The sequence below is a fragment of the Variovorax paradoxus genome, from assembly GCF_022009635.1.
Lineage (GTDB): Bacteria > Pseudomonadota > Gammaproteobacteria > Burkholderiales > Burkholderiaceae_C > Variovorax.
Genome location: NZ_CP091716.1, coordinates 1458539 through 1477017 on the forward strand (window position 1 = coordinate 1458539; position 18479 = coordinate 1477017).

At 70.3% G+C, this 18479-nt stretch carries 21 protein-coding genes; 14 read left to right on the forward strand and 7 right to left on the reverse strand.

Annotated elements, in window-relative coordinates:
• From L3V85_RS06855 to htpX, 8 genes are all read left to right on the forward strand, one after another.
• Positions 1 to 1524 (forward strand): UdgX family uracil-DNA binding protein, encoded by a 1524-nt coding sequence (locus L3V85_RS06855; RefSeq protein WP_237678631.1) that lies wholly within the window; start codon positions 1 to 3, stop codon positions 1522 to 1524.
• Positions 1525 to 1632: 108 nt separating this feature from the next.
• Positions 1633 to 2364, forward strand: a complete 732-nt coding sequence (locus L3V85_RS06860) for a peptidoglycan-binding protein (protein ID WP_237678632.1) — start codon at positions 1633 to 1635, stop codon at positions 2362 to 2364.
• A gap of 97 nt (positions 2365 to 2461) precedes the next feature.
• The gene (locus L3V85_RS06865; protein WP_237678633.1) at positions 2462 to 2671 is read left to right on the forward strand and encodes a YgaP family membrane protein; all 210 of its coding nucleotides are present in this window, start codon (positions 2462 to 2464) and stop codon (positions 2669 to 2671) included.
• A 3-nt stretch (positions 2672 to 2674) separates the two neighbouring features.
• Complete coding sequence (locus tag L3V85_RS06870) at positions 2675 to 3217, forward strand: RNA polymerase sigma factor (protein WP_237678634.1); 543 nt, start codon at positions 2675 to 2677, stop codon at positions 3215 to 3217.
• Positions 3214 to 4245, forward strand: coding sequence for a dihydroorotase (gene pyrC / locus L3V85_RS06875; protein WP_237678635.1), 1032 nt, complete (start codon positions 3214 to 3216; stop codon positions 4243 to 4245). The genes L3V85_RS06870 and pyrC overlap by 4 nt, the downstream gene beginning before the upstream one ends.
• Positions 4242 to 5042, forward strand: coding sequence for an NYN domain-containing protein (locus L3V85_RS06880; protein WP_237678636.1), 801 nt, complete (start codon positions 4242 to 4244; stop codon positions 5040 to 5042). The genes pyrC and L3V85_RS06880 overlap by 4 nt, the downstream gene beginning before the upstream one ends.
• Positions 5039 to 5794 carry a DUF3025 domain-containing protein gene (locus tag L3V85_RS06885; protein WP_237678637.1) on the forward strand — a complete coding sequence of 252 codons (756 nt, stop codon included), beginning with the start codon at positions 5039 to 5041 and terminating at the stop codon, positions 5792 to 5794. Before L3V85_RS06880 ends, L3V85_RS06885 begins: the two co-directional genes overlap by 4 nt.
• 103 nt (positions 5795 to 5897) lie before the next feature.
• A complete protein-coding gene (htpX, locus tag L3V85_RS06890; protein ID WP_081271393.1) occupies positions 5898 to 6773 on the forward strand; it encodes a protease HtpX in 876 nt (291 codons plus the stop codon).
• Between the two features lie 62 nt (positions 6774 to 6835).
• Here the strand turns inward: htpX and L3V85_RS06895 are convergent, their stop codons facing one another.
• The 6 genes from L3V85_RS06895 to msrB all read right to left on the reverse strand — a co-directional run bounded on the left by L3V85_RS06895 (position 6836) and on the right by msrB (position 12241).
• Positions 6836 to 7825 carry a ProQ/FinO family protein gene (locus L3V85_RS06895; protein ID WP_237678638.1) on the reverse strand — a complete coding sequence of 330 codons (990 nt, stop codon included), beginning with the start codon at positions 7823 to 7825 and terminating at the stop codon, positions 6836 to 6838.
• Positions 7826 to 7876: 51 nt separating this feature from the next.
• A complete protein-coding gene (locus L3V85_RS06900; RefSeq protein WP_237678639.1) occupies positions 7877 to 8506 on the reverse strand; it encodes a flavin reductase family protein in 630 nt (209 codons plus the stop codon).
• An 8-nt stretch (positions 8507 to 8514) separates the two neighbouring features.
• Entirely contained in the window at positions 8515 to 9084 is a 570-nt protein-coding gene (locus tag L3V85_RS06905) for a VUT family protein (protein ID WP_414080191.1), read from the reverse strand.
• Positions 9084 to 10730, reverse strand: a complete 1647-nt coding sequence (locus tag L3V85_RS06910; protein ID WP_237678640.1) for an NAD(P)/FAD-dependent oxidoreductase — start codon at positions 10728 to 10730, stop codon at positions 9084 to 9086. Before L3V85_RS06910 ends, L3V85_RS06905 begins: the two co-directional genes overlap by 1 nt.
• 75 nt (positions 10731 to 10805) lie before the next feature.
• Entirely contained in the window at positions 10806 to 11726 is a 921-nt protein-coding gene (cysK, locus tag L3V85_RS06915) for a cysteine synthase A (protein ID WP_237678641.1), read from the reverse strand.
• A gap of 71 nt (positions 11727 to 11797) precedes the next feature.
• Positions 11798 to 12241 carry a peptide-methionine (R)-S-oxide reductase MsrB gene (gene msrB, locus L3V85_RS06920; protein ID WP_237680511.1) on the reverse strand — a complete coding sequence of 148 codons (444 nt, stop codon included), beginning with the start codon at positions 12239 to 12241 and terminating at the stop codon, positions 11798 to 11800.
• A 292-nt stretch (positions 12242 to 12533) separates the two neighbouring features.
• Here msrB and L3V85_RS06925 point away from each other — a divergent pair, with 292 nt between their 5' ends.
• On the forward strand, positions 12534 to 13574 hold the full coding sequence (locus tag L3V85_RS06925) for a molybdopterin-binding oxidoreductase (RefSeq protein WP_237678642.1): 1041 nt from the start codon (positions 12534 to 12536) through the stop codon (positions 13572 to 13574).
• Positions 13575 to 13592: 18 nt separating this feature from the next.
• Here the strand turns inward: L3V85_RS06925 and L3V85_RS06930 are convergent, their stop codons facing one another.
• On the reverse strand, positions 13593 to 14489 hold the full coding sequence (locus L3V85_RS06930; protein WP_237678643.1) for a DMT family transporter: 897 nt from the start codon (positions 14487 to 14489) through the stop codon (positions 13593 to 13595).
• Positions 14490 to 14616: 127 nt separating this feature from the next.
• On the opposite strand from L3V85_RS06930, the gene L3V85_RS06935 reads away from it, so the two are divergent.
• The 5 genes from L3V85_RS06935 to L3V85_RS06955 all read left to right on the forward strand — a co-directional run bounded on the left by L3V85_RS06935 (position 14617) and on the right by L3V85_RS06955 (position 18475).
• Positions 14617 to 15414: an AraC family transcriptional regulator gene (locus tag L3V85_RS06935; protein WP_237678644.1), complete on the forward strand. Its 798-nt coding sequence runs from the start codon at positions 14617 to 14619 to the stop codon at positions 15412 to 15414.
• Between the two features lie 137 nt (positions 15415 to 15551).
• A complete protein-coding gene (locus L3V85_RS06940) occupies positions 15552 to 16076 on the forward strand; it encodes an RNA polymerase sigma factor (RefSeq protein WP_414080192.1) in 525 nt (174 codons plus the stop codon).
• A complete protein-coding gene (locus L3V85_RS06945) occupies positions 16073 to 16507 on the forward strand; it encodes a hypothetical protein (protein ID WP_237678645.1) in 435 nt (144 codons plus the stop codon). Before L3V85_RS06940 ends, L3V85_RS06945 begins: the two co-directional genes overlap by 4 nt.
• Positions 16504 to 16998, forward strand: a complete 495-nt coding sequence (locus L3V85_RS06950; protein ID WP_237678646.1) for a periplasmic heavy metal sensor — start codon at positions 16504 to 16506, stop codon at positions 16996 to 16998. Before L3V85_RS06945 ends, L3V85_RS06950 begins: the two co-directional genes overlap by 4 nt.
• Before the next feature lie 97 nt (positions 16999 to 17095).
• Positions 17096 to 18475 carry a DUF1800 domain-containing protein gene (locus L3V85_RS06955; RefSeq protein WP_237678647.1) on the forward strand — a complete coding sequence of 460 codons (1380 nt, stop codon included), beginning with the start codon at positions 17096 to 17098 and terminating at the stop codon, positions 18473 to 18475.
• Positions 18476 to 18479 lie beyond the last annotated feature (4 nt).

The window sequence follows — 18479 nt, forward strand, 5'->3', positions numbered from 1 at the left end:
ATGCGCGTGCGGCTCGACAACCCGGTCGACTTCGACGCCTTTCGCCGCGAGGCGCGCCGGTTGCTGGCGAACGGCGTGCCGCCCGACCATGTCGAATGGAGCGATGGCGCGCAGGGCGAGGGCGGCGCCGGCCTGTTCGCGGACACGCCCGCCGGCGAAGGCTTGCCTGCGACCGAGCCCGCCAGCGCCGCGCGCCAGCCGGTACCCGCGTCGTTCCTCGCGCTGTGCGCTGATGTGATCCTGCATCGCGAGCCGCAGCGCCTGGCGCTCATGTACCGGCTGCTCTGGCGCCTTGCGCACGAGCCGGCCCTACGGCACGACCCGCTCGACGCCGACATGCTGCAGGCCCGGCAGATGGCCAAGGCTGTGCACCGCGACATCCACAAGATGCGCGCCTTCGTGCGCTTCACCCGCGTGGAAGGCGAGCAGGGCGAGCGCCACGTGGCATGGTTCGAGCCCGACCACCGCATCGTGGAGGCCAATGCGCCGTTCTTCGCGCGCCGCTTCGCGCAGATGCGCTGGGCCATCCTCACGCCCGAACGCTGCGTGGCATGGGACGGGCAGGCGCTGACTTTCCGCGAGGGCGCCGACCGGCGCGAGAAGCCGCCGCCGGATGCGGGCGAGCAGCTGTGGCTGGTCTATTACGAGCACATCTTCAACCCTGCGCGCCTGAAGCTCGCGATGATGCGCCGCGAGATGCCGGCTCGCTACTGGCACAACCTGCCCGAGGCCGCGCTGATCGGGCCGCTGGCCGAAGCGGCGCAGGCGCGCAGCCAGTCGATGATCGACGCGCCGGCCACACCCGCGCGCCGCATACGCGCGCCGGTGCCGCTGCACCCGCTGCCGGCCGACCGCGCGGCGCCCGCCAGCCTCGATGAACTGCGCGCCGCCGCGCATGCATGCCGCGATTGCCCGCTCGGCGCGCTCGCCACCCAGGCGGTGTGCGGCGAAGGCCCGCCGGGCGCGGCGCGCATGCTGGTCGGCGAGCAGCCCGGCGACCAGGAAGACCTGGCCGGGCGGCCCTTCGTCGGGCCGGCCGGCCAGTTGCTCGACCGCGCGATGGCGCAACTGGGCCAGCCGCGCGGCTCGGTGTACCTGGCCAACGCCGTGAAGCACTTCAAGTATGAGCTGCGCGGCAAGCGCCGCATCCACAAGACGGCGGGCCAGCGCGAAGCCGAAGCCTGCGCGCACTGGCTGGACAGCGAAATCGCGCTCGTGCGCCCGCAGGCGCTGGTGGCGCTCGGCGCGACCGCCGCGCGCGCCCTGCTGGGCCGGCCGGTGGCGGTGCAGGCGGAGCGCGGCGCGTGGCTGCACGAGCGCGCGGACGGCCGGCCCGTGTTCGTCACGCTGCATCCATCCGCGCTGCTGCGGCTGCCCGATGCCGAGCGCCCCGCCGCCTACGACCGCTGGCTGGCCGACCTGTCGGACGCATTCGCGAGTCCCCAAGGCGACAGCCGCGACATCCATTCGGCGGCTGCGCATGTACTCGCACCATGGACAGGCGTCATAGCCCGGGGCCGCTGACTACGCCATTCGGCGTGTAGACGCTCGCAGCCCCGGTTTTGACAATTCGGACGCCCGTATTCCAAAGTCCGCGATTCCAGCAAGGGGTAGAGGAAGGAAAGCATGCCGATGACCACGCTCAAACAGGGTTGGCGCGGAGCCGACGTCCGGCGTCTGCAGGAAGCGCTCAACCGCAAGCTGCAGCCCAGCCCCGCGCTCGTCACCGACGGCGACTACGGCCCGCGCACCCGCGCCGCCGTGCTGCGCCTGCAGGCCGTGCACTGGCTGGTGGAAGACGGCGAGGCCGGCCCCTGCACCCAGAACGTCGCCTTCGACGGCGAGGGCGACGCGCCCATCCTGCATCCGGTCGCGCTGATTCCGCCGCCGGCCGCGCCGCTGTGCTGGGCCGCGGGCGTCGCGATGATGACGCGCTCCAACGTGCGGGAAGTGGTCGCGCGCACCCCGGCGGAGCTGGTCGCGGCCGACGGCGGGCTGCAGGACTTCGTCGACACGCACGACGCGGGCATGGAGGGCGGCCGGCGCTTCGCGGCCGCGCACGGGCTCGAAGTGCGCCCGCCGCCGCCGTGGTCGCTGAAGGCGCTGCGTGCCGCGCTGCGGGAAGGCCCGCTCATGTTCGACATGCTCTGGGGCACCCGCGGCGGCTATGCGGATGGCGCCGGCCGGCCGGGCCACATGGTCGTCATCGCCGGCATTCGCGGCGACGCCGACCCGAGCGGGCGCGGCACCACGCTGCGCATCCTCGATTCCTGGCCGCCGAACAAGGGCGCGCGCAGCTCGGTCAACTTCTTCAAGTGGTTGCAGGGCGCCAGCTCGCGCACCTGCCGGGTGTTCAACAAATAGCAAGAGAATTCGCGATTCCCGCGAACCGTTCGGCGGGTTCGCCGCCTCCTTGTGTCCGAGGGTCTTCCTCGCACAACCAAGGATCGAAGGAATCGCCATGTTCTACGTCAAGAATGTCCCCGGCTGGGAGCGCGCGCTGCGCATCGTCATGGGGCTCGCCAGCCTCGCTTTTGCCTTCATGAATTGGGGCACGGCCTCCGTGGCGGTGGCGGCCGGCCTGATGGGCGCGGTGCTGGCCCTGACCGGCCTGTTCGGCTTCTGCCCGATGTGCGCGATGGTCGGGCGCAAGCCCGGCAAGGGGCGCTGAGCCGTGGCCGCCGGGATCGATCGCACCGATTTGATCTGCGCCGCGCAGACCGGCGACCCCGCGGCCATCGCCGGGCTGCTGGCGGTCTGCCAGGCCGACGCGCGCCGCTATGCCCGCAGGCACTGCCAGGCCAGCGACATCGACGATGCCGTGCAGGAATCGTTGATGGTGATCGTGCGCAAGGTCCGGGGCCTGAAGGCGGCCGCGGCTTTTTCGTCGTGGCTGTTCACGGTCATCAAGCGCGAATGCCTGCGGCTGCAGCGCGCGATGTTCCGGCACGACCCGCTGGACGACGAAGTGGCCGAGCGGCAGCTTGCCAGCCGCACCGACGACGCGCTGCGGCTGGACCTGACGCACGCGCTGGAGTCATTGCCCGCGCACTACCTCGAAGTGGTGCTGCTGCGCGATTTCGAGGAGCTGACCATCGCGGAGATCGCCCAGCGGCTCGGCGAGCCCGCGGGTGCCGTCAAGAGCAGGCTGCACCGCGCGCGGATGCTGGTGCGCGAATACCTGCTGGAGGGCGATGCGACAATCGTCCGGCCATGACAGACACCCTCACGATCACCCGCCCCGACGACTGGCACCTGCACGTGCGCGACGGCGCCGCCCTCGAAGCCGTCGTTCCCCACAGCGCCCGCCAGTTCGGCCGCGCGCTGATCATGCCGAACCTCCGCCCCCCCGTGACCACCGCCGCGCAGGCCGTGGCGTACCGCGACCGCATCCGCGCCGCCGTGCCCGAAGGCGTGGCCTTCGAGCCCGTGATGTCGCTCTACCTGACCGACAAGCTGCCGCCCGAGGAAATCGCACTGGCAGCCGAAGCCGGCGTGCGCGCGCTCAAGCTGTACCCGGCCGGCGCCACCACCAACAGCGATGCCGGCGTGACCGACATCCGCCACACCTACAAGACGCTCGAGGCCATGCAGAAGCACGGCCTGCTGCTGCTGGTGCACGGCGAAGTGACCGACCCCGCCATCGACCTGTTCGACCGCGAGGCCGTGTTCGTCGACCGCGTGATGATTCCGCTGCGCCGCGACTTCCCCGAACTCAAGGTGGTTTTCGAGCACCTGACCACCAAGGAAGGCGCCCACTACGTGCGCGATGCCGACCGCTTCACCGCCGCGACCATCACGGCGCACCACCTGCTCTACAACCGCAACGCCATCTTCACCGGCGGCATCCGCCCGCACTACTACTGCCTGCCCGTGCTCAAGCGCGAGACGCACCGCGTGGCGCTGGTCGAGGCCGCCACCAGCGGCAGCGACCGCTTCTTCCTGGGCACCGACAGCGCGCCGCACCCCGCGCACCTGAAGGAACACGCACTCGGCTGCGCCGGCTGCTACACCGCGCTCACCGCCATCGAGCTCTACGCAGAGGCCTTCGACAACGCGGGCGCGCTCGACAAGCTCGAAGCCTTCGCGAGCTTCAACGGCCCCGACTTCTACGACCTGCCGCGCCATGCCGACACCGTCACGCTCAAGCGCGAAAGCTGGACCGTGCCGGAGACCGTGCCCTACGGCGACGCCACGCTCAAGCCGCTGCGCGGCGGCGAAACCATCCACTGGAAGCTGGCATGACCCCCACACCGCGCGTGATGCTGCTGATCGACGCCGACAACGTGTCGGCCGACGTGATTGAGCAGGCCGTGCAGCGCACGATGGACGAGTACGGCGCCATCCACGTGCGCCGGGCTTATTGCAACGCCGAGATGGCGGTGAACCGGCAGGCCATGTTCAAGCGGCTGTCGGTGCGGCCGATGGTCAACCTCTCGACCGGCAAGAACAGCACCGACATCGCGCTCGCGGTCGACGCCATCGACCTCGTGATCGACGAGCGTCCCGACGTGGTGGTGCTGGTGTCTTCCGACTCCGACTTCGCACCGCTGGTGATCCGGTTGCGCGAAAAGGGCTGCCGCGTCTGCGGCATCGGCCAGCAGGGCAAGACGGGCGAGGAAACGGTCGGCATCTACGATTCGTTCATGGACCTGGAGCACCACGCCAGCAGCGTGAAGCCCGCGGCCCGCACCGCCGCCGCCAAGAAGACGGCCGCTGCCAAGACCGCGCCCGCCGCCAAGAAAACGGCCGCCAAGAAGGCCGCCACCAAGACGGCGGCCCGCAAGAGCACCAAGGCAGCCAAGCCCGCGCCGCCGCCGGAGCCGCAGACCTCCGAGGCGGCCGAGTTCATCCTGCAGGCCGTGCCCGCGCTTCGCAGCGGCAAGGACGTGCCGCTCAACGACGTGGCGCAGGCGCTGCGCGCAGCGGGCCTGCTGGGCAAGCACGGCAGTTCGCTCAAGCTGTTCGACAAGCTCACGGCGGAATTCGCGGTGATGCAGCACCCCGACCGCATCCGCTGGACGGACGCGCCGGCGTCTTGACCCTGCCGACGGTCGACTGGGCGCGGCCCTGGCTCGCGCCCTACCGTGCCCACGGCGAAGCGGCGGCGCAGGCCGCCTCGATGCACGGCTCGGTTGCCGCGGCGCTGCAGGGCGCCAGGCCTGCCCATGTACCCGACTTCGTGCGGCAGGAAGCGCTGCCTGCCGGCCAGGCCTACGAGGCCCACATCTTCCAGACCCGCACGGTGCCGACGCGCGACAACCTGCACGACTTCTTCAACGGACTCGTCTGGCTCGCGTTCCCGCAGGCCAAGCGCCGCCTCAACGAGCTGCAGGCGGGCGAGATCGCGCGCGACGGCGTTGCGGCTGTGCGCGGCCCCTTGCGCGACGCGCTCACGCTGTTCGACGAGAACGGCGCCGTGCTCGATGCACCGCCCGCGCTGTGGCAGGCGCTGGTTGCGCGCGACTGGCACACGTTGTTCGTCGCGCGGCGCGAGCTGTGGGCGCAGGCGCGGCTGCTGGTGTTCGGCCATGCGCTGCTCGAAAAGCTGGTCACGCCGCGCAAGCCGATCACCGCGCACGTGCTGCTGACGAGCGAAGCGGTGGGCAATGCGGCCTTCGACGACGCGCGCATGGCGCAGGCGCTGGAGCCTGCGCGACTCGCGTGCAAGCCCTTCGTGCCGCTGCCGATGCTCGGCGTGCCGGGCTGGTGGCCGGACAACGAGGCCGCGTCGTTCTATGACGATCCGCAGGTTTTCAGGCCTTTGCCGGGTCGGGGAATACACGGGCGTTAGAACTTTTACTCCTATCATGGTCCCCACCTCCATGCAGCGAACGGGTTGAAGTGAGTCCACCGGCCCTTATCTGCATGGAAGCGTTCCCCACGGAGAATTCAACTTGAAACGTATCCTTCTGTTCGTCCTGACCAATGTGATGGTCGTCGCGGTGCTCGGCGTGGTCGCCAGCCTGCTCGGCGTCAATCGCTTCCTCACGGCCAACGGGCTCAACCTCACGGCGCTGCTCGGCTTTGCGCTGGTGATGGGTTTCGGCGGCGCGATCATCTCGCTGCTCATCAGCAAGCCCATGGCCAAGTGGACCAGCGGCCTGCACATGATCGACAACCCCCAGACGCCCGACGAGGCCTGGATCGTCGGCACGGTGCGCAAGTTCGCCGACAAGGCCGGCATCGGCATGCCCGAGGTCGGCATCTTCGAAGGCGAGCCCAATGCCTTCGCCACCGGTGCCTTCAAGAACTCGTCGCTCGTGGCGGTGTCCACCGGCCTGCTGCAGAACATGACGCGCGAAGAGGTCGAGGCCGTCATCGGCCACGAGGTGGCGCACATCGCCAACGGCGACATGGTCACCATGACGCTGATCCAGGGCGTGATGAACACCTTCGTCGTGTTCCTGTCGCGCGTGATCGGCTATGCGGTCGACAGCTTCCTGCGCCGCGGCGACGACCGCAGCTCGGGCCCCGGCATCGGCTACTACGTGAGCACCATCGTGCTCGACATCGTTCTCGGCTTTGCCGCCGCGATGGTGGTGGCCTGGTTCTCGCGCCACCGCGAGTTCCGCGCAGACGCCGGCGCCGCCGCGCTCATGGGCCAGAAGCAGCCGATGATCAACGCGCTCGCGCGCCTGGGCGGCCTGCCGGCCGGCGAGCTGCCCAAGGCGGTGGAAGCCATGGGCATCACCGGCAGCATGGGCAAGCTGTTTGCCACCCACCCGCCGATCGAAGAGCGCATTGCCGCGCTGCAGAACGCGCAGCGCTGAAACCCGCTATCACTGCTTTGTAGCGCCACCTCCGGGTGGCGTTTTTTTTGGGCGCCCGGTCGTCAGTCGCTGGCGGGAGCCGGGGCTGCGGCAGGCTCCTCTGCGGCGGGTTCCGCGGGTGTCGCGGCCGCCGCTGCAGCAGCAGCTTCCGCAACCGCCTGAGCCGCCTGAGCCGCCTGAGCCGCCTTCTGGTCGTTGCGCACGCGTTGCAGCGTGCGCGTCACCTCGCCGTGCTTCATGCCGTACATGTCGGCGAACTCCTGCTCGGTGCGGCCGCTGGCTTCGAAGGCGCGCAGCAGCGCCTCGCGCTTGGCGGCCTGCTGGGCGAGTTCGGCCAGGGCTTCGTCGACCACGGCGTTGTTGTTCTGGTCGCGCGAGCGCACCAGCACCGCATAGGCCTCGCGGTCGAGGCCCGAGGCTTCCACGGCCTTGGCGATGCGCGCCACCAGTTGCGGGCGCAGGTCTTCGTTGCCGGGGTTGCGCTGCAGGCGGCGGCGGTGCAGTTCGAGGATGGCGTGGTGCACATGCTCGGGCGCGACCGGGTCGAGCGCGTTGCCGTCGAGGTCATGGCGGGCCAGGCCGGCGGCCACGGATTCGAGATAGCGGGTGGAGCGCGCATGCTGGCCCATCGCGATCTTCAGGTCTTCGGCCTTGAAGTCCTCGGGGTGGCGTGCCAGCAGTTCCTCGTACACGCCGAGCTTCAGCGGCACGAAGCGCGCGCCGAAGAGCTGCGGGTACAGCTCGAACAGGCGCTCCAGCACTGGGCTGACCTTGCGCGGTGCGCGCTGCGGCTGCGGCTGCTGTTGCTGCTCCTGGCGCGGCTGTTGCGGGCGGCGCTGGTTGTTGTTGCGGCCGCCGCCGTTCTTCTGCCGGGGCGGGCGCGCGTCCTGGCGCGGCTGCTGTTGCTGTTTCTGCTGCGCGGGCGCCTCGTCGGTGCCCGTGTCCGCGTCCGAACCGGCCTTCAGCTGCTTCAGCTGTTCGGCCATGTCCAGTTGCTGGCGCCGGGGCGGGCGTGCGTTCGTCTTCGGGGTGGCGGTGGAAGCGTCGGTCATGCGGGGGGCGCGGTGGAATGAATTGGAAAAAAGAAAGCCGGCAGCGCGCATTCAGCGCGGCCGGAACATCCTGAAGAGATTGTCGGGGCTGACTTCGAAGTAGTCGGCCGGGCCGCCGCCGCGCAGGATGGGCTGCGCAGCGGCGGTGTCGTAGATGCCGTCCTTCAGCAGGCGGCGCGCGATGTGCACGCCCACCACTTCGCCGAGGACCAGCCATGTCTGCACCGGCACGCCGTCCACGCCTTCGAGCTGCAGGATCTGCGTGAGCCGGCATTCGAAGGACACGGGGCTTTCGGCCACGCGCGGCACGGCGATGGTCCGCGAGGCGGCGGTCCGCAGGCCGGCCAGCTCGAACTCGTCGACCTCGGGCGGCACGGCGGCGCAGGAGCGGTTCATCTGCTCGGCCAGCGGGCGCGTTGCCAGGTTCCAGCCGAACTCCCGCGTCTGGCGGATGTTGTGCAGGCTGTCCTTGGCGCCGATGCTGGCGAAGCCGACGATGGGCGGCGTGTAGTTGAAGGCGTTGAAGAAACTGTAGGGCGCGAGGTTGAGCACGCCGTTTTCGTCCTGCGACGAGATCCATCCGATGGGCCGCGGCCCGACCATCGCGTTGAACGGGTCGTGCGGCAGGCCGTGGCCCTTGGCGGGCTCGTAGAAGTGGAAGTCGTCGTTGCTGCTGGACATGGCGGCTCTCAGTGGCTCAGGGCCGACGGCGACGCCTGCGCGGCCTGCCGGCCGATCAGCAGCCGGAACGGCAGCAGCATCAACACGCCGACGGCGAGCTTCACGCCCAGGTCGCCCAGCGCCCAGGTGAGCCAGGGGCCGTCGGTGCCCGCGAAGGCGATGCCCCAGAACACGATGCTGTCGAGCACGGCGGCAACCACGGTTGCCACCAGCGGCGCGCGCCACCACAGGCCCCGGCGAAGCCGGTCGAAGACGCCGATGTCCAGCAGCTGCGAGGCGATGAAGGCCAGGCCCGAGGCCGCCGCGATGCGCACCGGCGCCAGCAGCAGCGACACGCCCACGGCCACGGCGAAGCCCACCCACGCCACGCGCCGCGCCATGCCGGGACCGAAGCGCCGGTTGACCAGATCGCTCACGAGGTAGGCCACCGGATAGGTGAAGGCGCCCCAGGTCAGCCAGTCGTTGATGGCGAACTGCACCAGGATGTTGGAGGCCAGCACCACGGCTGCCATCGCCATCGTGCCGGCGATCAGGTGGCCCAGCGTGGGCCGCTCGAAGAAGGTGGCGGGCTGCTGCATCAGACGTTCGCCGTGCGTTCGCGTTCCGATTCGGCGAGCACGCTGTGCGCCACGGCCTCGGCCACCTTGATGCCGTCCACGCCGGCCGACAGGATGCCGCCCGCGTAGCTCGCGCCTTCGCCGGCGGGGTAGAGGCCGCGCACGTTCAGGCTCTGGAAGTCGTCGCCGCGCGTGATCTTGATGGGCGAGGAGGTGCGCGTTTCCACGCCGGTGAGCACCGCGTCGTGCGTGTCGAAGCCCTTGATCTTGCGGCCGAAGGCCGGGAAGGCCTCGCGCATCGCCTCGATGGCGTAGGCCGGCAGGGCCTTGTGCAGGTCGGTCGGCGTGACGCCGGGCTTGTACGACGGCGTCACGCTGCCCAGCGCGGTGGAGGGCTTGCCGGCGATGAAGTCGCCCACCAGCTGGCCGGGGGCGCGGTAGTCGCCGCCGCCGAGCACGAAGGCATTGCTCTCGAGTTCGCGCTGCAGCGCGATGCCGGCGAGCGCGTCGCCCGGGTAGTCGCGCGGGTCGATGCCCACCACGATGCCCGCGTTGGCATTGCGCTCGTTGCGCGAATACTGGCTCATGCCGTTGGTGACCACGCGGCCCGGCTCGCTGGTGGCCGCGACCACGGTGCCGCCCGGGCACATGCAGAAGCTGTAGACCGAGCGGCCGTTGCTCGCGTGGTGCACCAGCTTGTAGTCGGCCGCGCCCAGCAGCGGATGGCCGGCATGGCGGCCCCAGCGCGCGCGGTCGATCAGGCCCTGCGGATGCTCCACGCGGAAGCCGATGGAAAACGGCTTGGCCTCGATGTGCACGCCGCGCGCGTGCAGCATCTCGAAGGTGTCGCGCGAGCTGTGGCCCAGCGCCATCACGACGTGGTCGGCGCGCAGCTCGTGGCTCTGGCCGGTCGTCTGGTCGAGCACGGTGAGGCCGCGGAGGTGGCCGTTTTCGATATGCACGTCGGTCACGCGCTGCTCGAAGCGGATCTCGCCGCCCAGCGCCACGATCTGCTCGCGGATGTTCTCGACCACCTTCACCAGCTTGAAGGTGCCGATGTGCGGATGCGCGACGTAGAGGATCTCGGGCGGCGCGCCGGCCTTCACGAACTCTTCCATCACCTTGCGGCCGAGGAAGCGCGGGTCCTTGATCTGGCTGTAGAGCTTGCCGTCGGAGAAAGTGCCGGCGCCGCCTTCGCCGAACTGCACGTTCGACTCGGGGTTGAGCACGCTCTTGCGCCACAGGCCCCAGGTGTCGCGGGTGCGCTGGCGCACGGTCTTGCCGCGCTCGAGCACGATGGGCCTGAAGCCCATCTTCGCGAGCATCAGCGCCGCGAAGATGCCGCAGGGGCCGAAGCCGATGACCACCGGCCGCGCCGTGCCCTCGGGGGCATTGGCCGGCGGCGTGTAGCGCATGTCGGGCGCTTTCTGGATGTGCGGATGGCCCGTGTGCTTGGCGAGCAGCGCGGCTTCGAGCTTCGCGTCGGCCAGCTGCACGTCGCAGATGTAGACCGTGAGCAGCTCGACCTTGCGCGCGTCGAAGCTGCGCTTGTAGACATTGTGGGAAGCGATCGCGTCGAGCGGGACGTCGAGCGTCCTGGCGATCAGGGCTGCCAGCGCGTCGGGCGCGTGGTCGAGCGGAAGTTTGAGTTCGGAGATTCTCAGCATGGCGGCGTAGGGCTTGTAGTTATCAAGCAGGCCGCGCATTTTAAGCGCCCGGGGCGCTATGAAAGGGATAGCGGGTCAGGCGGGCAGGAAGCCCTCGACCGACAAGTAGCGCTCGCCCGTGTCGTAGTTGAAGCCCAGCACCACCGCATCGGGTGCCAGCGAGGGCAGCTTCTGCGCGATGGCCGCGAGCGTGGCGCCCGACGAGATGCCGACCAGAATGCCTTCCTCCTGCGCGCAGCGGCGGGCCATTTCGCGCGCCGGCTCGGCGTCGACCTGCAGCACGCCGTCGAGCAGCGAGGTGTCGAGGTTCTTCGGGATGAAGCCCGCGCCGATGCCCTGGATCGGGTGCGGCGCCGGCGCGCCGCCGGAGATGACGGGCGAGGCCACCGGCTCCACCGCGAACACCTGCAGCTTCGGCCACTTCTTCTTGAGCACCTTCGCCACGCCGGTGATGTGGCCGCCCGTGCCCACGCCGGTGATGATCACGTCGATGCCGTCGGGAAAGTCGGCCGCGATTTCCTCCGCCGTGGTGCGCACGTGCACGTCGACGTTGGCGGGGTTGTTGAACTGCTGCGGCATCCACGCGCCGGGCGTGCCGGCCACGATTTCCTCGGCGCGGGCGATGGAGCCCTTCATGCCGTTGGCGCGCGGCGTCAGGTCGAAGGTGGCGCCGTAGGCCAGCATCAGGCGGCGGCGCTCGATGGACATGCTGTCGGGCATCACCAGGATCAGCTTGTAGCCCTTGACGGCCGCCACCATGGCCAGTCCGATGCCGGTGTTGCCCGAGGTCGGCTCGACGATGGTGCCGCCCGGCTTGAGCGCGCCGCTCTTCTCGGCGTCTTCGACCATCGCGAGCGCGATGCGGTCCTTGATGGAGCCGCCGGGGTTGGCGCGCTCGGACTTGATCCAGACCTGCTGCTTCGCATTGCCGAACAGCCGGTTGATGCGGATGTGCGGCGTGTTGCCGATGGTCTGGAGGATGTTCTGGGCCTTCATGGAATCTCCTTGAGTCAATGCGTTTGTCGGACGGACATCGCGCATTGTGAGACCAGCCCGCCGTCCCCGGCTCAGCCCTGCGCCGACCCGGCCGTGAACTTCATCGCCACGCCGTTCATGCAGTAGCGCAGCCCGGTGGGCCTGGGCCCGTCGTCGAACACATGGCCCAGGTGCCCGCCGCAGCGGCTGCAGTGCACCTCGGTGCGCGTCATGCCGAAGGAGCGGTCGGTGTGCTCGCCCACGGCCTTGTCCAGCGGCTTCCAGAAGCTGGGCCAGCCGGTGTGGCTGTCGAACTTGGTCTTCGACGAGAACAGGTCGAGCGCGCAGCCCGCGCAGCTGAAGGTGCCCGCGCGGTGCTCGTCGTTGAGCGGGCTGGTGTAGGGCCGCTCGGTGCCTTCCTGGCGCAGCACCGCGAACTGGTTGGCGTCGAGCAGCTTGCGCCATTCGGCCTCGGTGCGCGTGACCTCGAACTTCTCGTTTTCCGCCGCCTGGGCGGGCCGCGAGAACCAGCCCATGGCCTGGGCAATGGCCAGCCCCAGGGTCGAGGTGCCGGCGGCAATGGCGAAGCGGCGTCCGGTGTTGTGCGTCATGACAGGCCTTTCGTGGATGGTGGGCGGGATATCGTTTTCGATATGTTCATTCAGATACAACGATGTACATTCGCCCGTTGGCTGCGAGAGGGCAGCCAGGAGCCCGACGGCAACGTTGCTTCCCCTAGTTCGAACCGGCGGCCCGCCGGGTTACAGCGAACGGAATAGAGCGCATTCGCCATGTCGGATTGAATACATCGAGGATGGAGGCTGGGGTATGGATTGGTCCAGGGGCTTGGTTTCGGGCGTCGCCGCGCTGGTGCTGGCGGGATGCGGCGGAGGCGGCGACAACAACGCCGGTGTGTTCATTCCGGTGGTGCCGGCGCCCGCGCCGGCCCCGGCACCTGCCCCGCCGCCGCCCGCGCCGCCACCGGCCGCGGCGCCGTCCTTCCAGCTCGGCGGCGCCGTCGACCGCCCGGTGCTCGTCACCGAGGCCGACCTCGCGGCGCGCACGCCCGTCACCCAGACCGTCAATTTCTCCAGCGGCAGCGGGCCGCAGACGCATACCTACACCGGCGCCGGCCTCTGGCCGCTGCTGAGCGACGCGGGCATCCAGCTCGACGCCGCGCGCAAGAACGACCTGCTCGGCCGCTACCTGCTGGCCACCGGCGCCGACGGCTACAAGGTGGTGTTCGCGCTGGGCGAGCTGAGCCCCGACTTCGGCAACAAGCCCAGCGTCGTCGCCTATGCCGAGACCACGGCCGGCGTCTCCGCGCCGCTGGGCACCACGGACGGCCCGTTCCGCGTGACGGCGCCGGGCGACGTGAAGGGCGGGCGCTATGTGTCGAACCTCACGCGGCTCGACGTGGTGGCCGCGCCCGCGACCGCGGTGGGCGTGGGTGGCGGTACTTCGGCTTCATTCGCCGTTTCGGGCAAGGTCGGCACGCCGATGAGCTTCGACGCCACCGCGCTCAAGGGACTGGTGCCCGCGCCCGACCTGACCATCGGCGCCAACGTGTACAAGGGCGTCAGCCTCTGGACGCTGCTGAACGGACTGGGACTGCCGACCACGCCGAAGAACGCCACGCTCGGCATGTACGCGGTGGTCACCGGCAGCGACGGCTACCGGGCGGCGCTGTCGCTGGGCGAGATCGATCCGAACTTCGGCGGCAAGGCCGCGATGATCGCCTACGAGGTGAACGGCGTCGACCTCGGCGCGAACGGCTTCGCGCGCCTCGTGGTGCCGGGCGAGGTGAAGCAGGGGCGCTCGGTGTCGAACGTGATCGCGATCGAGGTGTTCTCCACCCTGAGCCCCTGATCGCGTTGCCGTGTCCGCTCAGGCGGCCACGGCGCGGCTGCGCCGCAGCGGGGCCTTCCACAGCTCCGCCAGCAGCACGCCCGCCACCGTCAGCACGCCGCCGATCGCGTGGTACGCCGCCAGCGATTCGCCGATGACCACTGCAGCGATCAGCGCGGTGAACAGCGGAATCAGGTTGAAGAACATGCTCGCGCGGCTCGGGCCGATGTGCGCCACCGTGTGCATCCACACCAGCGGCGCGAGCATCGAGGCGCCCAGGCCCGCGAAGCCGATCAGCGGCAGGTTGGCGGCCGACAGCCCCATCCTCGGCGTGAGCAGGTACAGCGGCAGCAGCGCGATGACGGCGAACACGATCTGCAGGTAGAGCAGCTGCAGCGCGGGCACGCCCTTCATGCCCCAGCGCTTGAGCAGGATCACGTAGATGGCATAGGCCAGCATGGCCAGCAGCATCAGGCCGTCGCCCATGTTGGCGCCGCTTTTCAGCAGCGTGCCCAGGTCGCCCGACGACACCACCACCAGCACGCCCATGATCGACACCAGCGAGCCCGCCACCGCGCCGGCCGTGAGCCGCTGGCCCAGCAGCACGATCGACAGCGCCAGCACCATCATCGGCGTGAGCGAGCCGATGATGCCCATGTGCGTGGCCGTGGTCAGGTAGGCCGCGTAGTACGCCAGGCTCTGATAGACCACCATGCCCAGCAGCCCGAGCACCGCGATGCGGCCCAGTTGCGGCCGAATGGCCCGCCAGTTGCGCAGCACCGGCCGCAGCGCCAGCGGCGTGAAGAGCAGGGCGGCCAGCAGCCAGCGGTAGAAGCTGATCTCGGCCGGCGCGATGGTGCCGGCCGCCATCTTGCTGACGACGGTGTTGCCCGACCAGATGACCACGGCGAGCAGGGGAAAGGCGTATTGCCACATGACAGGGAGCTTTCTTCAGAGTGCGGGGCTATCATCGGCCCGTCTGTCCTGAGGCATATAGCTTGATCAGGACATTCCGTCCGCCGATCCGGACGCTTTTGTTTTTCTTGCCGAAGGAGCCGACGACATGGCCGACAGGCTGCGCCTCCTGGCCATCCAGGACGTGGAGGGCATGGAAGGCCCGTTCTACTTCCGCTACGACGACATCGGCGCCGACACGCACGCCGCCTCGCACAGCCACACCTGGGGCCACCTGAACTACGCCGCCCACGGCACCATGCAGATGGACACCGAGGGCCTGCGCTTCCTGTCGCCGCCGCAGTACGCGGTGTGGATTCCGCCGAAGGTGGTGCACAGCTGCACGCTGCGGCACGCCATCGTCTACCGCTCGATCTACATCGCGCCCGGCCTGTGCGGGCGCCTGCCGGCCGAACCCTGCACCGTGCGAATCAGCCCGATCATCAAGAGCGTGCTGGCCGACTTCGCCGCGCGCGACCTGCACGTGCCTCGAACCGAGGCCGACCTGCGCCTGGCGCACGTGGTGGTCGACCAGCTCGCGCTGGCCGAGGTGCAGCGCTGCTACCTGCCGGCCGCCGCCTCGCCCGCGCTCGTCGGCGTGCTCGAGGCGCTGCAGGCCGCGCCCGGCGACCACCGCCCGCTGGCCCAGTGGGCCGACAGCGTCCACATGACCGAACGCACGCTGGCGCGCCAGTGCCAGCGCGAGCTGGGCATGTCCTTCGGCGAATGGCGCCAGCGGCTGCGCTTCTTGCGCGCCATCGACGCGCTGGAGGCCGGGCGCACGGTGCAGGAAATCGCCTTCGACCTGGGCTACAGCACCGCGTCGGCCTTCATCGCCATGTTCCAGCGCGAGGCCGGCACCACGCCCGAGCAGTACCGCCGCGAGTTCTGCGGCATCGCCGGCTGACGGGGCGCGCACGGCGCGCGACGGATTTCCGCGCCACCGCCGTTTAATGCCAAGGAACCCCTTCCGGGGCATGACAGCAGCAGCAATGGTGGCCATTGACGACAGACCCTGAATCCGATGAAGCGCTACTCGTCCGCGTGGGACGCGGTGAGCCGCAGGCGATGCGGGAGATGGTCGCGCGCAAGCTGCCGCGGGTGCTGGCGCTGGCCGTGCGCTTTCTCGGCCGGCGCGGCGAGGCGGAAGAAGTGGCGCAGGAAGTCTTCCTGCGCGTGTGGAAGCACGCGGCCGGCTGGCGCCACGGGCAGGCCCGCTTCGACACCTGGCTGCATCGGGTGGCGATGAACCTCTGCTACGACCGGCTGCGAACCCGGCGCGACGAGGCCGCGGACGACGACGAACTCGAAGAGGCGCCCGACCCCGGGCCGGCGCCCGACGAAGCACTGCAGGCCGCGCAGCGGGGCCGCAGGCTTGCCGCCGCCCTGAAGGCGCTGCCGGTGCGCCAGCGCGAGGCGCTGGTGCTGCAGTACTACCAGGAACTGTCCAACCAGGAGGCCGCGACGGTGATGGGCCTCAGTGTCGAAGCCCTCGAAAGCCTGCTCTCGCGGGCGCGCCGGACCCTGCGCGCCGAACTGGGCGGCGACTTAAGGAATGAAAAGCCATGACACCTGAGCGATTCAACGAACTGCTCGACATCTACGGCAGCGACCCGCGCCGCTGGCCCGAGGCCGAGCGCCAGGCCGCGCTGGCGGTGGCCGAAGGCGGCCCAGCGCTGGACGCCTCCATCGAACTCGACAGCTGGCTCGACGCCCATGCCGTGCCGCCGCCGGGCGACGCGCTGGCCGCGCGCATCCTCGCCGCGGCACCCGCGCCGGCGCATGGGTCCGCCCTGGGCCGTGCCTGGCGGCGGCTGCACACGCGCTGGCATTCGCTTTGGCCGGTGGCCGGCCTGGCCAGCGTGGGGCTCGCGGGCTCGCTGGCCGGCGCGTTCGCCGTCTCGATCGCGCTGAAGAACCTCGCCCCGCCGGACGCGGGCGAGTGGCCCGAGCGCGGCTCGGCCTTCACCGAACTTTATTCAGACTGGAGCCAGGAATGAACGAACGAGCAACGCCCAGGCGCTGGCTGCTGGCATCGCTGGCGCTGAACCTGTTCCTGGTCTGCGCCATCGCGGGCGGCGGATGGCGCTGGTGGTCGAGCGAGCGCGCCGCGGCCGTGGCCGCCGCCGCGCACCAGCCGCGCGGCCTGCGCTTCGCGGCCGACGGCCTGAGCCCCGAACAGCGGCGCGCCTTCCTGGCCGGCCTGCGCAGCGCGCGGCGCGAAGTCGCGCCTTCCATCCAGGCCGCGCAGGAGGGCCGCAAGGAAGTGCTGCGACAGATTGCAGCGCCCACGCTCGACCGCGACGCGCTGGCCGCAGCGCTCGCCGCCACCCGCAGCGCCGACATCGCGGTGCGCGCGCGCGTGGAGGCCAGCGTGGTCGACTTCGCGGCCGGCCTGTCGCCCGAAGACCGCGAGACGCTGGCCAGCGGCCTGACCCGGCGCAGCGGCCTGGCGCCATCCAACCCCACGCCCAAGCCGAAAAAACAGTAGGCGGCTGAAAAACCCGCGACGGGTTTTACGGCCGGCGCCGTTCAACGCAAGGACAGGAGCGCCGACGCGCTTCGCCTCTCACAACGGAGAAGACTGCATGGCCGCATCAGAGATGTCCCAGGTTGCCGTCGCGGTGAATCGCTTCGGCCTCGGCGCACGACCCGACGAGCCGCTGCCGACGGGCGATCCGCGCCGCTGGCTGCTCGACCAGTTCGCGCGCTACGAACCCGCGCCGCCCGCCTGGGCCGCGCTGCCGCCCAGCGCCACGCTGATCGACAACTACGTCGATGCCCAGAAGGAACTGCGCCAGGCCGACGCGGGCAACGCACAAGACCTGCGCAAGAAGCTGCGCACCCAGGTGCAGGACACCTACCGCGCGGCGGTGAACGCCCGCGTGCAGGCCGCGCTGACCACGCCCGCGCCGATGGCCGAACGGCTGGTGCATTTCTGGTCGAACCACTTCGCCGTGTCGGTCGACAAGACGCCGCTCGCGGCCCTTGCTGGCGCCTATGAAGCCGAGGCGATCCGGCCACACGTCTTCGGCCGCTTCGAGGACATGCTGCTCGCGGTGGAGCGCCATCCGGCGATGCTGCTGTTCCTCGACCAGGCGCGCTCCATGGGGGCCGACAGCCCCGCCGCGATGCGCGCCGCACGGCCGCGCGGCCTCAACGAAAACCTCGCGCGCGAGATCATGGAACTGCACACGCTGGGCGTGCGCACCGGCTACGACCAGCAGGACGTGACCGAATTCGCGCGCGCGCTCACCGGCTGGAGCGTCTCGGGCGTGCCCGGCGTTCCGCGCGGCGGTGGCGGCGCGGCCGGCGCCTTCCAGTACCGGCCGGCCATGCACGAGCCCGGCGCGCGCCAGGTGCTGGGGCAGCGCTACGAGCAGGCGGGCGAGGCGCAGGCCGCCGCGGTGCTGCACCACCTGGCGGTGCAGCCCGCCACCGCGCACCACATCGCGCAGAAGCTGGCCCGGCACTTCGTCGGCGACAACCCGCCCGAAGCCGTGGTGACGCGGCTGTCGAACGCCTTCCAGCGCAGCGGCGGCGACCTGCCGACCGTGTACCGCGCGCTCATCGAATCCAGCGAAGCCTGGAACGCGCCGCCACCCAAGTTCAAGACACCGTGGGAATGGGCTGTGTCGTCGTTGCGCGGCTTGGGCTGGCGCGATCTGGGCGGCGAGCAGATGGCGCCCTTGCTCACGCAGAGCGGCCAGCAGGTCTGGCGGCCGGGCTCGCCGGCGGGCTTCGACGATGTTGCGGAAAGCTGGCTTGCGCCCGACGCGCTGATGCGCCGCGTCGAGATGGCGCAGCGCCTGGCCGCCAAGGCGGGGCCGGTCGACGCGCGCGCCCTCGGGCCTCGGCTCTTGCCCGGCGGGCTGGGCGACGCCACGGCCACCGCCGTCGCGCGCGCCGAGAGTCCCGAAGCCGCGCTGTCCCTGTTGCTGGCTTCGCCCGAATTCCTCAGGAGATGAACCG